12 protein-coding genes are annotated in these 15,909 nt (G+C 54.3%); 6 read left to right on the top strand and 6 right to left on the bottom strand.

Annotated elements, in window-relative coordinates; all coding sequences use genetic code 11:
* Positions 1 to 75: 75 nt before the first annotated feature.
* The 6 genes from HK24_RS08580 to HK24_RS13695 form a co-directional block, all read right to left on the bottom strand.
* On the bottom strand, positions 76 to 1,662 hold the full coding sequence (locus tag HK24_RS08580; protein ID WP_086634121.1) for a PepSY domain-containing protein: 1,587 nt from the start codon (positions 1,660 to 1,662) through the stop codon (positions 76 to 78).
* Positions 1,659 to 1,961, bottom strand: coding sequence for a hypothetical protein (locus HK24_RS08575; protein WP_086634120.1), 303 nt, complete (start codon positions 1,959 to 1,961; stop codon positions 1,659 to 1,661). The genes HK24_RS08580 and HK24_RS08575 overlap by 4 nt, the downstream gene beginning before the upstream one ends.
* A 278-nt stretch (positions 1,962 to 2,239) precedes the next feature.
* Entirely contained in the window at positions 2,240 to 4,525 is a 2,286-nt protein-coding gene (locus HK24_RS08570) for a TonB-dependent siderophore receptor (RefSeq protein WP_086634119.1), read from the bottom strand.
* 180 nt (positions 4,526 to 4,705) lie between these two features.
* Positions 4,706 to 5,644, bottom strand: a complete 939-nt coding sequence (locus tag HK24_RS08565) for a glutaminase (protein ID WP_046899520.1) — start codon at positions 5,642 to 5,644, stop codon at positions 4,706 to 4,708.
* A 109-nt stretch (positions 5,645 to 5,753) separates the two neighbouring features.
* Positions 5,754 to 7,151 carry a siroheme synthase CysG gene (gene cysG / locus HK24_RS08560; protein ID WP_233126186.1) on the bottom strand — a complete coding sequence of 466 codons (1,398 nt, stop codon included), beginning with the start codon at positions 7,149 to 7,151 and terminating at the stop codon, positions 5,754 to 5,756.
* A 148-nt stretch (positions 7,152 to 7,299) separates the two neighbouring features.
* On the bottom strand, positions 7,300 to 7,452 hold the full coding sequence (locus tag HK24_RS13695; RefSeq protein WP_198942095.1) for a hypothetical protein: 153 nt from the start codon (positions 7,450 to 7,452) through the stop codon (positions 7,300 to 7,302).
* Positions 7,453 to 7,671: 219 nt separating this feature from the next.
* Between HK24_RS13695 and HK24_RS13980 the strand changes: the two genes are divergently transcribed.
* The 6 genes from HK24_RS13980 to HK24_RS08530 all read left to right on the top strand — a co-directional run bounded on the left by HK24_RS13980 (position 7,672) and on the right by HK24_RS08530 (position 15,835).
* Entirely contained in the window at positions 7,672 to 7,800 is a 129-nt protein-coding gene (locus HK24_RS13980) for a hypothetical protein (protein WP_255376438.1), read from the top strand.
* Between the two features lie 68 nt (positions 7,801 to 7,868).
* Positions 7,869 to 8,438, top strand: coding sequence for an HD family hydrolase (locus HK24_RS08550; protein ID WP_046899522.1), 570 nt, complete (start codon positions 7,869 to 7,871; stop codon positions 8,436 to 8,438).
* 170 nt (positions 8,439 to 8,608) lie between these two features.
* Complete coding sequence (locus HK24_RS08545) at positions 8,609 to 11,245, top strand: TonB-dependent receptor plug domain-containing protein (RefSeq protein ID WP_086634116.1); 2,637 nt, start codon at positions 8,609 to 8,611, stop codon at positions 11,243 to 11,245.
* 284 nt (positions 11,246 to 11,529) lie between these two features.
* Complete coding sequence (locus HK24_RS08540; RefSeq protein WP_086634115.1) at positions 11,530 to 12,897, top strand: lipopolysaccharide biosynthesis protein; 1,368 nt, start codon at positions 11,530 to 11,532, stop codon at positions 12,895 to 12,897.
* Complete coding sequence (locus HK24_RS08535; RefSeq protein ID WP_086634114.1) at positions 12,894 to 14,024, top strand: hypothetical protein; 1,131 nt, start codon at positions 12,894 to 12,896, stop codon at positions 14,022 to 14,024. The genes HK24_RS08540 and HK24_RS08535 overlap by 4 nt, the downstream gene beginning before the upstream one ends.
* Complete coding sequence (locus HK24_RS08530) at positions 14,024 to 15,835, top strand: fatty acyl-AMP ligase (RefSeq protein WP_198150456.1); 1,812 nt, start codon at positions 14,024 to 14,026, stop codon at positions 15,833 to 15,835. Before HK24_RS08535 ends, HK24_RS08530 begins: the two co-directional genes overlap by 1 nt.
* Positions 15,836 to 15,909: the final 74 nt, after the last annotated feature.

The raw sequence follows: 15,909 nt of genomic DNA, 5'->3' as shown, positions 1-15,909 counted from the left end.
TATCTGTCCCATAAGGCTTCCTTCCACTCTCGTGAAAATAATACCCCATCAAAACACGGGACTAAACACCTAGCCTCAGGCCCGCTCAGGGTCTGAGGGAAATCCTTTACGACGCAGCACAGGCTGACCGGCCTCGGGCCGCACCGCCCAGAGCATCAAAAAGGCCCCATAAAGAATTGCAAATGCATCTACTGCTAAGGCTGAATCCTGCATGCGTGATAATGGTGTAACCACAAGTGCGGAAATCGGCATTATCCATGTCAGGATTGCGGAAAATATCAGTAAAATGCGAATAGCTTCCCGCTCCTTGAGCCAGAATGCCACCCCATTGCACAGCAGAAAAACCCCGAAATAAACAAGCTGCACAGTGACCGTTTGACTGCTCGCGGGCAGCAGAGGCGCCGCGCACAACACAGCTGATATCCCCGCTACACACCCAAGCGAACATCCGATCGTCAACGCACAGAGTATTCGTGTTGATTTTGTATCCTCTACACGTCCTGTTCCGCGCTCACGACGCCTGCGCGACACCACCCAGAGCTGGTTCCCCGCATAGAACATAAATGCGCCACCGAGCCCGAGAAGCACATATCCCCACCGCACACTCTCTCCGCCAAAACTGCCAAAATGCAGAACGAAAAATGATGTCAGCACGGACTGCGACCAGCTCTGATGACCGGGCATATACTCCGTCGACACGAGCCTGCCGCTATACGGATCGACGCCTGCAAATCCTCCACCCGCCCCACGCGCGCCATAGCGTGGGTCTCGTCCCGTTATTCTGAGAGCCAAATGGCCACCATGAGCGCTGCTATAAGCCAGAGTATCGGGAATGAACCCCGGCGCTTGTGTCGCAACAGTTTTAATAATCTGATCTGGGTCGAGAGGCTTCCGTAGCTCTGCGGCTGGACCATGAGGATGCGGCCCATGACTAGGGCCTGCTGCACCATGCTGAGCCTGAGGGTGGTGTATCAGGAGCGCCTGCTCCGCCATGTAGATCTCATCATGAAATGCAAACACCACTGAGGTGAGCGCCATGATGATATGAAAAGGCAGAGAAAACAGGCCCAGCATACTATGCATGTCGAGCCACATTCTTTTGACGTTTTGACCCAGTCGAATTGCAAACAGGTTTTTCACAAGCCCTGGAATTACGATGAGCGTCCCTGAAATCAGGGCCACCGCATAAAGCAACGCGACCACGCCCATAAGGAGCCGCCCGGCCTCATGAGGCATGGAAAGCCCGACCTGCTGATGCAGCATATTGATGAAATGTGCGGCCTGAGAAGGCTCCTGACGCACCGTCACCAAAGATCCATCCGATGCCAACGCCGAAAAATTGGCGAAAGACGGGCCGTGCATCCGCTCTGGCATTCCCCAAATTAAGGACGCGGGCTGAGAAGGTGTTGGATGCAAAACAATCGTATAATTACGTTGCGCTTCCGGATGCTCAGAAAATGTCTTTTCCAGCAATACTGGCATTTTCTCCAGTGTTACTGGCGGCGGCAAAGCCACTGGTGCCGAGGCCCAATCCTGCAAAGGCCGCTCGAACATCGTTACTGATCCGGCATAAAATGCTACAAACAGGAAGAGGCCACAGACAATGCCAACCCAGCTATGTATTTCCCGATACATGCGGACAATATCAGCGCGGATTTTCACGACATCATACTCCGCACACCCATATAAATAACCCAGAGAACAGCATTCGCTCCTCCAAGAATTGCCCACGCACGCCAGCCTGATCGAAACAGAAAGCAAGTTCCGAGAATTCCCGTCCAGACCGGAACTACGAGCCACATCAGGAACTGTGAACCAACAGCCCTAGGCTGCCCGTCAACATGCACGAGCAGACCCAGAATGCCCATCAGGGCAAAGGAAAGCGTAAGTCCAAGGACAAGACCGGCGCTCGCTTTGGGAAACCAGTTCCGACTGCTTAGCATCACGGGAGTGGATGTCATGACATCCTCCTTCGCCAAACCGCGGCAGCCAGAGGAACCAGAGACCAGACAATCATGATAAGCGTCAGAAACTCGGAAACTGCGGTACCACTACCTTCGCTTGCGAGCAGCATGAGCAAAGATACACAGAGCAGCGTGCTTCCGGAAATCATACAGAGCCGAAATGCTGGACGCTTCTTACGCAATTGTTGAGCGGGCGAAGCCATATAGAGCATAAGCGCACCACCTGCCCCCAGAATTCCCGCAATCCATATCGTTATCATAACGCTTTACTCGAATTACCAACGATATTCCAAACGAGCAGTCAGATTACGACCCTGCCCATAATAGCAGGCGGACACTGCTGTGCAGGTCGCAACAAAACGCTTATTGGCGATGTTTCGGGCATTGAACGAAAAAGATAATCCTTTGTAGCGCGGATGGGCCGTCGCGAAATCATACCGAAGGAACAGATCGAACAGTGTATAATCCGGAATATGCAGAGTGTTTGCCGTATCCCCGTAGCTTGTGCCTGTATAACGGACACCACCGCCAAGACCGACACCCGCAAAAGTTCCATGCTGGATGCGCTGGTCTACGAAGAGAGACGCCATCCACTTTGGTGCCTGCCCAAGATAATTGCCGACCTGAGATGCCGTATTAGAGCGAGTAATCTTTGCTTCACTGCGAGTGCCGGTAAAGATCACCGACATGTCCCACGGCAGGTTTGCCTTGCCTTCAAGTTCCAGCCCGCGAACCCGGCCCTGCCCTGTCTGAACAAGGCATGTTGATGTGCCACAGAGTGTGCCGTTCGGATCATAAGTCGTCATGTTATTCTGGGTAATCTGGTATCCACCAAAAGTGACGTAGATACTTTTCCCGTACTGATACCGAATACCACCTTCATACTGATCGCCAGTTGTCGGCTTGAAAGCCTTCCCTCCCAATGACGTGGATGGGTCAGAGACTTGTGGCTGAAACGACTGAGCGTAACTGAAATAGGGCACGAGACCGTTATCAAACATATAAACGGCACCTGCTCGCCAGGTGAATGCATTGGAATTCGTGATGTACCGAGATTTCGTGAGAACATTGAGCGTGTTATCGCGTGCCCAATCCTGACGTCCACCAATCGTGACCCGAAGGCGGTTGAACTTCAACTGATCCTGAAAATAAATTCCATTCTGGCTGCTGATGGTTGCCGTATAGACCTGCGGGCTAAGATTATCTGAATACCCAGCACTCCCGCGCGCTTTCGGATTAAAGATATTCAGGATCGGCAGAACATAGGAAGACGCCACCAGATCGCGGCTATGCCGCCAGTTCGTATAAAAATAATCAGTGCCAACCAGAAGCAGATGCCGCACGGGCCCTGTACGGACATGCCCTTCAAGTTGCGTATCAGTCGTGACACCCTGAGACTGCCCCCGGCCTTCTACAGCACGCCGGTTAACTGTTTCGCCTGCAATACATCCAGCCACTGTCGCCGCGCATTTGGCTAGCGTATCGCCAGAAAGCACTGTCGCTCTGTAAAGCGTGTTCAGATACGTGTAACGCGTATTGTTTCGGACCGTCAGGAAACGGTTGAATTTATGCTCCAGAAATGAGCCTGCCAAAGCCTGGTTTCGGTCAAACGTATCCCAGTTTGGCTCACCAATATTCGCATCATTCGCGATATGGCGGCCTTTGGATGCATACAGCGTGCCAGTTGCTGGCAGGAACTGGAATGTGGAGCCACCCTGATCTCGCTGATACTGTGCAAGCAAAGTCCAGACTGTTTTAGGTGTAATTTTCCAGGTCAGGCTTGGGGAGATGTAGTAGCGGCCAGTCCGTACTTCATTGACCTGAGTGTCACCATATCGAGCGAGGCCGACAATCCGGCCTGTCAAAGCCCCATCATGCGTCAGTCGGCCAGACACATCCCCGGAGGCCTGCCCCTGCCAGTTGGACAGGTTGGTAAATCCGCTGCTCTGTAGAAAGAATTCGCCTTCGCTCTTTTCCGTCGGACGCTTCGTCACAAGGTTAACCACGCCCCCTGGCGCCGTCTGACCATAAAGGGCACCGGAAGGCCCCTTCAGAACTTCAATCTGCTGAAGTGCAAACGGATCAAAGGACGTTCTGGTCCACTGTCCGCCTGATGGCAGACGTAATCCATCGACAAAGTTGTTGTTGGATGAAAATCCACCCGCACCAAACCCACGGACAGACACTTCATCCACTCGACTGTCGATGCCGGATGGCTCAGCCTGTACACCCGCAGTATAGGCCAGCGCATCCGCAATTGACGGAGATGCGCGCAGTTCGATTTCTTCGCGGCTGACGATGGAAATGGACTGAGGCGATTCAATAATCGGTGTGCGTGTCTTTGTCGCAGAAGACGCATGGGACATGCCGGTCGCCGTCACAACAATGACTTCCGCTTTGGACTTTGGCGCCTGCGGCTGTCCGGGCTTCTGAAGTTGTTTCTGGCCCCTGGACTGAGCGTCATCCGTAACAACAGACGTATCTGCACCTGCAGCGGCGGAAGTCAGCCCTGCCAGCACAAGAGCGGGAAAGACAGTATATTTGACGACAGAAGAAGACATGCTGGCCCACCGAGAGAGGATCGGAACTGGAGCCCTCATATTTGCAATTGATAATTATTGTCAATTAGATGTTATCAAGGGAATTGCATCAAAGAATGCCTAACCCCGACACGGCCAGATCCGTCTCAATAAATATTCTTGTTTTTCAATTATATAGTAGAAAAGTACGCTATCTCCGGTTCAATGACTGGCCCGAAAAACGTTCCATCCCGTATGCTGAACAAGACGCTCAAGGGCACGTGTTCCCAGCAGTGAATTGCCCTGTGCATTCAAACCCGGTGACCATACCGCAACCGATGCAACACCGGGAACAACGGCCAGAATACCGCCCCCAACGCCCGACTTTCCAGGCAACCCAACCCTGATCGCAAAAGAGCCGGACCCGTCATAGTGTCCACACATCATCATGAGAGCGAGTACGGTCTGGGCATTTCGCGTGGAAATAACGCGTTCGCCCGTTCGGGGATTAATACCACCCGTCATCAGATAGGTGCCCATTTCCGCAAGCTGCCTGCAACTCATGGTCAGCGCGCACTGATGAAAATACAGATCCAGCGTTTCATCAACGGGATTATGAATATTCCCGAAGGTCCGCATGTAATTTGCCAGAGCCTTGTTGCGAAATCCGGTCTCTTCTTCCTGCCGCGCCACATCCCGGTCAATCAGAATGGTATCCGGATCTGAGCTCATGGGCTTCAGGAAGCCCAAAAGCTCATTCTGCGCACCGTCCAGACCATACTGGGACGTTAGAATATCCGATACGACAATTGCCCCCGCATTGATGAACGGGTTTCTCGGAATGCCGTTTTCACTTTCAAGCTGGATAATCGAATTGAAGGCACTGCCCGACGGCTCCTGCCGCACCCGGCTCCAGAGCCCGGCGTCCACCGCATTAAGCGCGAGCGTCAGGCCAAAGACCTTTGAAACGCTCTGAATGGAAAAGGCTTCTTCAGCGTCCCCAACAATATGACTGCCGCCTTCTGCATCAATAATGGCCATTCCAAACCGACCGAGATCGACGTTTGCCAACGGCGGAATATAGTTTGCCACCTGCCCCCGATCTGTCTCGGCACGCATTTCCTCTGCGATTTCCGTGATAATGGCGGTCAGTGACGGCATAAGGGGTTATCTCCAGTTCAGGCGGTTGTAAGACCTTTCACAGAGCAGCCTATTGAAAAAAGGCCTTTTTTGAGAACAGGAGCCATGCATCTTACGCGCAGCTCTTTACTCAGGGTGAAACAACGCGGTGACGAACGACCTCACCCACAATCACAAGCGCGGGTGAAGAAACCTGTGCTTCTGCGGCCTGAGCCGCCATTGTTCCGAGTGTTCCTGTCAACACGCGCTGTCCGGGCTGGGTTCCCCGTTCCACGATGGCTGCTGGCCAGTCTGACGGCAGGCCATTTTTTACCAGCCCCGCCATCAGAGCTGGTAACGTCGAAATTCCCATATAGATAACGACAGTCTGACGGCGATCCGCCATGTCATCCCAAGGCAGATCCAGCACGCCATCCGCCCGTGCGTGCCCCGTCACAAACAGACACGCCTGAGCACAATCCCTGTGTGTCAGGGGAATACCTGCGTAGGACGCACATCCGCTGGCAGCGGTAATGCCCGGCACAACACGAAAAGACACTCCCGCGTCCACCAGGGATTCAATTTCCTCGCCACCGCGCCCGAAGATGAACGGATCGCCCCCTTTCAGACGCAGAACGCGCTGACCGGCTTTTGCGTGACGGACCATCTCGCTGTTGATTTCGGACTGTGGCATCGCGTGGCGATTACGCTGCTTGCCCACAAAAATCAGTTCGGCATCACGTCGAACACGTTCGAGCAACACTTTGGGTAACAGATTATCGTAAAGCACCACGTCAGCATTCTGCATGAAGTGGAGGGCCTTCAATGTCAGAAGATCGGGGTCGCCGGGCCCGGCCCCCACAAGCCAGACCTCGCCAGAAGCCCGCTGTGCAGACAGGAGCACATCAAGCACACCGTCAGCCCGGACCTCATCGCCTGCCAGTGCAGCTTCTGCGCCTGCTCCGTCCAGAAAATCTTCCCAGATCCGTTTCCGATCCTGAACTTCCGGATATCGTGCGGACACCCGCGCCCGGCGGGACTGCATATATGCGGCGAGTTGCCCCGTCCCATGCGGCATCCAGCTTTCAATTTGTTCCCGCAGTCGACGTGCCAGAACCGGTGCTCCGCCAGCGGTTGAAATTGCAACACGTACAGCCCCACGCCGAACCTGAGCAGGCGTAATGAAGGTGGACGGCTCCGGATCATCAACAGCACAGACTGGAATATTTAACGTGTCAGCAAGAGCCGCCACTACGCGATTGACGCTCCGATCGTCTGTTGCCGCATAGACCAGACGACACCCCGGCATGACAGTCTGTAAAATATCAGCGTCAACGCGACCGCCTACATGCCGCGCCAATCCCGCATCCACCCACTCCTGAACAACGCCATTCAGGGCTTCCGCAACAATCTCGATCTGCGCACCATGATCGAGCAAAAGCCTGCCTTTGTTGACAGCAACTTCGCCGCCGCCAACCAGCAATACACGTGCGCCCTCCAGACGAAGGGAAATGGGAAACCAGCCTGTCTCAACCCCGGATGCGGGCATCTCTATATCCATGTGCGTTCAGAATAACAGTTCCAGAACGGAACGCTGTTTCTCTTCCCTACACGGCCACCCCGAACAGGCAAAGACAGGATGCCCTCAGAAAAACCCAAACGACCTTGAGTTTAGGCTTCTCTGTAAACAGTAAAGGTCAGCGGTGCCCGTATCCTCCGCCGCCGCCAACGTAAGGTCCGCCTAGGCCATTGTGATGATGATGTCCCCGTCCATGATCGTATGGCCCGTAGCACGCCATCAGGGGTGCCATAATGGCAAAACCCAGCACCATCATTGCAAGACGCTTCATGGGAAAATCCTTTTGAAAGACTGAACCGATAAGATTTCTATTCAGGAAATATGGCTGCTTTCCGGCGACAGTTTCCCTGTTGTGACGCGGCAAGCCCTTGAAGACCCACTTGCATTTCTGTCCTGCACGGACGGGGAGTTACCATTTTAACCATTTTCGCATATAATTTCGTACGACTGTAGGACAACCGTTCGCCTGCACTCGCCCCAGGAGCGCGACATGATGGCTGAATTTATCGTCAAGGCGATCAAATCGATTCAGAACGGTATAGGTTTTCCGATCCTTCTTGGGATTCTGGTTCTACTCGTGATTGCCGGATATCTGGTGCTTTACGCTCTGGTGATGTGACAGGACGCCATCTCTCAGGATCAGGCCTGACTTTGGCCTCAAATTCCCAATCGTCAGGACCGATTTTGATGACCACACACGAGATCAAGAAGCGTCTCGATTTTCTCCGCGAAGCCTCCAAGCTTAAAGATGTGCTCCGCCGCGCTTTTACTCTGGGTGGTCAAGCTGAAAGCACCGCTGAACACACCTGGGGTCTATGCCTTCTTGTTATGACCTTCGCCGACCAGCTTGAAGGCATTGACCTGCTGCGCCTCCTTAAGATCTGTATTCTCCATGACCTGGGCGAAGCCATCCATGGCGATATTCCCGCCATTTCCGTTGAAGCTTCCAGCAACAAATCCCAGCAGGAACGTGAAGATCTCCTGACCGTGATGGCCCCTCTTCCCGAGCATTTAAAAGAAGAGTTTCTTGAGCTTTGGGATGAGTACGAAAATGCCTCCAGCCCTGAGGCAAGGATGGCAAAGGCTTTCGACAAACTCGAAACCATTTCCCAGCATAATACTGGCATCAATCCGCCAGACTTCGACCATGAATTCAATCTGACTTATGGGCGCCGCTATACCGACCATTCAGCATTAACCCGTGCGATCCGGGACGTCATTGACAGCGAGACCATGCGAAACGCTGAGAAAGTCTGAACACACGCTGAGTGTTTCGGAGAATTTTGTTTCTCGACAAAAAGAAACAGTTTCCCCAAAAATACCCCATTATGGTTTCTGCGTCAGGGAATGACCTGACGATCCTTCGCTGCTCCAGACACAAACGGAGCGCATAAATTCGCATTTCCGGGAGATCGGCAGGCCACAGCATGACCAGCCACCATTCTGGCACTCCAGCCGCTACACGCTCCCGATTAAATTTTAGAAAACTGACGTGTTGCGGTTTCAGCGCCGCCCTCTCCTGCGGCTCAGCCTGGGCACAAAGCACCAATACGACGGGCACAACCCCATCCAACGTATCCGGCAGCACGACATCCACAACGGAGCATATCGTCGTTACCGGCCATAAACCGGAAGGAGCCGTCATTGGTGCGCCAAAACCACTCATGCAGATCAGCGCAGATGAGATTAAATCCTATGGCGTCGATACCGTAACAGATCTGTTGAGCACCATTTCGCCTGAGACACGCTCTGGACGGGGAGCAACAGGAAATGCTCCCGTTGTTCTCCTAAACGGCAAACGAATTTCCGGCCTTCAGGAGGTTAATGACCTTCCCTTTGAAGCAATTGCACGTGTGGAAATTTTTACGGAAGAAGAAGCCCTCCGTTATGGCTATGCGGCAGACCAGCGCGTCGTAAACATCATCACCGTCAGACACTTTCGGTCCGTTCGTGCGCGCGTATATGGCGAAACATCCACGGATGGGGGCGGAGAAAATGGTGCTCTTTCCCTCAGCTTCACGCGCCTGCAAGACGAACGGCGCATCAACCTCAGCGCTCGTTACACGGCCAGCTCATGGCTGAGAGACAGCCAGCGCAACGTGGCTCCTCCTGCGGCAAACTCACTCTATGCCACACAGGGCAACCTTAGTACGTCAGATGGTACCAGCCTGGACCCGGCCCTTGATGCTCTGTCCGGACAGACCGTCACTACGGCAGGGAGCCCATCCTTGCCTTTCGGGCAGGCCGCAACGCTGGACGACATTCTCCCCTACGCGAACAATCCCAATACCAGCACGAATGCCTCAGCCTATACGCTTCAGCCACGCAAACACGAATTGAACCTGAACGGGGTTTACGCTGATCGTCTCACTGAAAATATTAGCTCGTCTCTCAATGTGAGCTTTGATCATCAGGATCAAATCAGTCTGCAAGGGCTACCCCATGGCGTACTCACGCTGCCCAGCGGAAGTTTCTATTCACCATTTACTCAGTCTGTTCAGCTTTTCCGCAGCTTTGGAAACATCACCCCTCTTCAACAGACCGCACACACTGAAACAGGACAGGCCGGCCTTAATTTTAATGGCGATCTCGGGGACTGGAAGTGGAATGCCAAGGGCAGCTACGATTACACTCAAACAGTCACGAACAGCCAGACTGGGCTGTCGCTCACAACGGCCCAGGCAGCCCTGAATTCCAACGACCTTTCTTTCGACCCATGGACAACAGTTTCTCCAGCCTGGTTAGGCAAGCGCCTCGTCAATCACGGTCGCACCACAAGTAATCAGGGTCAGATCAGCGGACTGCTCTCCGGTCCGGTTTTCACGCTTCCTGCTGGAGATGCCTCCACCAGCATTGCAGCCACGGGAACACTCAGCCAGCAAAACGCTGTATCCACCGTCAATAACGTAACATCTCGCGCGGCCATCAGCCGAGATATTGGTACAATTCGGATCAACGGCGACCTTCCGATCGCAAGCCGAAAGAACCACTTTCTGTCTTTTCTTGAAAAGCTGGATGCCAATGTGAACGGTGCGGTCAGCCAGGTGTCCCACTTCGGAACATTGGGAACCGTCGGTGGGGGCGTCACATGGGCGCCTCTCACATGGATCCAGCTGCCGCTCTCCATCACTGAACAGACAGAAGCACCCGCAGCCTCCTCCCTTGTAGCGCCCACAATCGAAACTCCGAACGTCACAACATATGACTATGTGCGTGGAGAGTCCGTTCAGGTCACGACTGTATCTGGCGGCAACCGGAACCTGCGGTCAGCCGATCGACATGAAATCAGTCTTGGTGCCATCCTGTCCCCCCCTTTTCTGGACGGATCGCGACTGCACATCAATTACGTGCATGACAACACACACAATCCGGTTCTGTCTTTACCGACTGCCACCGCAGCCATTCAGGATGCTTTCCCGGATAACTACCAACGAGATGCTGACGGCGTTCTGGAACGTGTGGATTTAAGGCCAGTCAACGCCGACTATGAGAAGCGGACAGAATGGAACACCACCTTCTCGCTCTCACGTCCCTTCGGAAACGAGCCTGACAAAGCGTACCATAAAGGACGGCCAGGCAATACCACGCAGGGTCGTTATTACGTTGTCCTGACCCAGGTCTGGCGGTTGAACGATACCTTACGATTACGATCCGGCCTCCCCGCGATAGACCTCCTAAACGGCGGAACGATAGGTGGTCTTGGCGGCAAACCCCGTCATGAAGTGGAACTTCAAGCAGGGGCTTATCGAAACGGTATTGGCATCAGGCTGGACGGCAAGTGGCAATCGAGCACATCAACTCTGGGCAGCACGTCCTCAGGCAGCCTGTATTTCAGTAGCCTCGCAACCTTGGATTTTTCGGTTTTCGTCACTTTGGGAGACGTCCCCCGCTGGAAACACAGCGACTGGGCTCAGAATTTTAGAATCATGTTGTCGCTGGATAATGTCTCGAACAACCGCATTCACGTTCATAACGGAACTGGCGCCACGCCGGCTGGATACCAGCCTGCCTTCATGGATCCCATGGGGCGGACTATCGGGTTGTCTCTTCGAAAATCGCTCTAAAATCGCTCATCACGCCTTCTTGGCACTGCCGTCCAAAGATGTGCGCGAAAGTTAGATTACACACTGACACAGAACGCGAGCTTGCCTTCAAACAGTTGAGATACTTGCAATTCTGCAAAGTTCTCGCGTGTGGGTCTCGTCCCCAAACGGTCCATGTTCATCCCTCCGTGGAGGTGAATGCAACGTTTGGTCATAAAATGTGAGTTTAGATTTTCTCTTGAGACCCTATGTGTGAAGCAGATTTGTGACAACGATTTGACAGCCATGAAAGTTTCCTGCGCCTGATGTCGGCCGAAGAACCGCCTTTACAACCCCCAAAAGTGGCCGGTGTCCGACGCGTCATGAGCAATGTCGGTGTGTTGCTTGGAGGACGTGTCGTGAATGCGCCCCTGAGCCTCCTCCATATCTGGATGGCAACACATTTCCTTGGAAGTTATGGCTTTGGTCTCATCGCCATGATGTACGCCTTCGCGCGTACCATGGGCGATCTGGTCGATTTCCAGTCCTGGCAGACAGTGCTGAAATATGGTCTTCGCCCGCTGACGGACGGAGACCGGAAAGGGTTTCAGCGCGTCATAGCGTTCAGTTTTCTGCTGGATGGTCTTGGAGGGTTGCTTGGGTTTTCTGGCGGCCTGTTCATTAGTATCTTTGCTATGAAAATGCTGGGCTGGCCGCCTGAAATTCACCAGACAGGGACGATATTCTGCCTGTCGATCCTGTTCATGGCATCCGCCACACCCACAGGTCTTCTGCGCATCTTCAACAGATATGATCTGATTTCCATTCAGGGCGTCGTCGCCACTCTCGTTCGCGTCGTGGGTACTTTTTTCCTCGCCGTTAAAGGCGCGTCCGTACCAGCATTGGCATTCGTGTGGATGTTCGCCGAATTTGCAGCTTGGGCAACACTCGGGTTTATGGCCGTCCGGGAGTTGATCCGCCGAGATCTGATGCGTGGCCTTACAAAAGAACTACGCGATCTGATCCCTGACCTGCTGAATGGGCATTTCTTTCGAACCCATCTCGGTATCAGGCGCTTTGCGCTTTCCACAAACCTCAATTCTGCCCTGGCTCTGACCTTCGGGCATATTGGAACGCTTGTAGTAGGAGCGTTCGTTGGCCCCGCAGGTGCCGGGTATTATCGGGTAGCCAGCCAGATTGCCGCGGGGATCGCCAAGCCAGCCGCACTGATTCAAACCACCGTGTACCCGGAAATGGCGCGCCTTTGGCGTGATCGCGCGACAACCAAGCTTTACCGCCTGACCATTCAGGTGGCTCTTGCCGCAGGTGGGATCGGGACAGGTCTGCTTGTCATGACCCTTCTGGCAGGGCGCCCCCTTTTACAGCTTTATATCGGCCCAACAGGCGCAACGCAGACGATGCCAGTTACACTCTGGCTTCTCGCAGCGGAAGTCGTTGCTGTCTGGGGCCTTCCGCTCGAACCCCTCCTGTTCACAACAGACCGCTCCGGCGCTGCGACATCTGCGCGTTTCCTGGACTTTCTTGTATTTTTTCCGGGGCTTGTTCTTGTTGTCCGCAGATACGGTCTCGATGGAGTTGGTCCTATTACACTCTGCGGGGTCATGCTCCTGATCGGACTTCAGCTTCTTCTGGTTCTTCGTAAGCCCTCTCTGCGCACGATTTCCCAGCCATGAAAGTCGTCTTTCCCTTAATCGCCCAGCGACACCAGACGCTACACGCTCTACCAATCGCACTGGAAATGTCAGCCCGACATCCAGAAGTCGCGGTCCATATTGCGTGCCTGACAGCAAGTCATCTCGAACTCGCGCGTTCGTTGGCTACGCTCTATCCGGAGTCTCGCGTTCATTTTGACCTGCTTCCGATTTCAGATGCACTTCGGCATCGGATTGAAGCACAGGGGCTACGAGTCCTTGATCGCCTCATGGGGCTGTTTTTCTCCCGGAAGTATTTCAAGGGCTTCGATGCCATCATCGTTCCTGAAGCGACCTCTCTTCAGCTTCGACACATGGGCGTTCGTACACCCCGTATGATCTGGACAGGCCATGGGGCCGGAGATCGTGCCATCGGCTTTGCCAAGCATCTCAAAAAATTTGATTATCTTCTGGTTCCTGGCCGTAAAGTCGAAGAGCGGATGCTGGAAAAAGGCATCATCCGGCCTGGCTTCTATCACCGTGGCACATATGCAAAGTTTGATCTGGTTCGCCGGATGCATGCACGTCGACCACCGCTTTTTAATAACGGTCGCCCGACAATCCTGTATAATCCGCATTTCGTGCAGCGTTTCTCGTCATGGCGCATGATGGGCAAGAAGCTGCTTGATTTTTTTGCAGCACAGGATCAGTACAATCTGATCTTTGCTCCTCATTTCCGGCTGTTTGATAACCATCGCCCGGAAGGAGAAGCCCTCAGACGAGAATATGCGGGTCTGTCCCATATGCTAATCGACCCAGGGAGCGAACGAAGTATCGACATGACCTATACCATGGGCGCAGACCTCTATCTCGGGGATGTCAGCAGTCAGGTGGCGGAATTCATGATACGACCGCGTCCATGCCTGTTTCTCAACGCTCACGAAGCAGCCTGGCAGGATAACCCCAATTATCAGTCTTGGACGCTTGGCCCGGTGACGGATAATATTGCCGATCCTGAACAGGAAATCATGAAGGCGTTCGACACACACTCACGTTTTCTTGAGACCCAGCGCCAATATGTACTAGAGACATTCGAAACTTTGGGCGAACAGCCCACGGCACCCGCCGCAGCGGACGCCATAGTTAACTTTCTACACAAGGCCGCCTGATGTCCGGCGATCCTAATGGAGCTAGTCTAGGTTTGACCGAGGACACCCAGAACCCAACTCTTCCCTCCGCTCCGACGCCGAGCCGCTCTGGCCTGACCAGACGGTACGGGGATTTCACGAGCTTTGCCGCAGCCCTGGACTATGCAGCCCAGGGCGAGAGTGGATTCAATATCTACTCTGGCCGCGGGCAACTGCTAGAAGCCTTGCCGTATCGAACGCTCCGCGAACAGGCAATTTCCATGGCCCAGCGTCTGCTTGGCCTTGGACTGGCAGCAGGAGACCGGGTGGCCATCGTCGCAGAAAGCGATGGTGACTTTGCCCGTATCTTCTTCGGTTGCCAGTATGCAGGGCTCGTTCCAGCTCCGCTGCCGCTTCCTGTCGCTTTTGGCGGACGTGAAGGATATGTTTCCACCCTCCGTGGCATGATTCAGAGCGCTGCAGCACGTGCTGTTGTGGTTCCGGACGTGATCGGAAGCTGGACATCGGAAATCGTTGAGGGGCTGGATCTGGTTTTCGGCGGCTCCCCCGCTGACCTCTACCGTCATGCTGAAGCCAATGTAGAGCTTCCGGAAATCAAATCCGAAAATCTGTCCTATCTCCAGTTTTCGTCTGGCAGCACGCGTTTCCCAATGGGCGTTTCTGTCACTCAGGCTGCCGGAATGGCCAACGCACGCGCGATTGCCCGTGACGGTCTCAAGGTTTATCCTGCAGAAGATCCCCGCGATGATCGCTGCGTGTCCTGGCTGCCACTCTACCATGACATGGGCCTGGTCGGGTTTTTCCTGACCCCCCTGACATGCCAGTTGACGGTTGATCTGCTGCCGACCCGCGAATTCGCACGTCGCCCCCATGTGTGGCTGGACCTCATTTCGCGCAACCGCGGCACAATCGCCTACAGCCCCTCCTTTGGCTACGAGCTATGTTCACGTCGCAGTGGCCAGGCCGATCTGGACCTCTCCTGCTGGCGCATCGCGGGGATCGGCGGCGATATGATCCGCCACCATATCCTCGAAGGATTTGCCGAGCGTTTTGAATCCAATGGATTTGATGCGCGCGCATTCGTCGCGAGCTACGGTATGGCCGAAGCGACGCTGGCCATCAGCTTTGCCCCGCTCAACACCGGCATTCAGACCGACACGATCGATCTGCGCACGCTGGAAAAAGACGGCCTCGCACAGCCTTCCAATGATCCTTCTCACGCGCTCCGCACTTTTGTGCTTTGCGGTGAAGCACTTCCTGAGCACGAGATTGAAGTCCGTGACCCGCTCGGTAACATTCAGCCTGAGCGCCACGTTGGCTGTGTTTTCGTCCGTGGACCGAGCCTGATGTGTGGCTATTTCCGTCGCCCCGAAGAGACGGAAGCCGTTCTCGATGCTGATGGCTGGCTGAACACTGGCGATCTTGGCTACCACCTGAACGGCCAGATTGTCGTAACGGGCCGCGCCAAGGACCTTATCATCATCAACGGCCGGAATATCTGGCCACAGGATCTGGAATGGTCTGCCGAGAGCGAGATCAGCACACTTCGGTCCCGTGATGTCGCAGTCTTCTCCCTGGAAACGGAAACAGGTGAGAATATCGTGGCACTTGTTCAGTGCCGTGCAACCGAAGAAGAAAACCGCAACACGCTCCGTGATGAAGTCACGAGCCTGTTCCGCCGTCAGCATGGTGTGGACGTGCAGGTTATTCTGGTTCCGCCCCGCACCCTTCCACAGACGTCTTCCGGCAAGCTGACGCGTGCCCGTGCCAAGACAATGCTTCTGTCAGGTCAGTTCGATCTGCAGACCGAGCCAACCAACTCCGCAGCCTGACGGACACACCTGACCGCTTTTCCTCTCCCTGCTCAGGGAGGGGGTGGCGAACAGACGTGCTTTGACGCATAAAG

Source organism: Gluconobacter sp. DsW_058 (assembly GCF_002153615.1).
GTDB lineage: Bacteria > Pseudomonadota > Alphaproteobacteria > Acetobacterales > Acetobacteraceae > Gluconobacter > Gluconobacter cerinus.
Note: the sequence above shows the minus strand (reverse complement) of the source record. Positions and strands in the feature narration are given on the sequence as shown.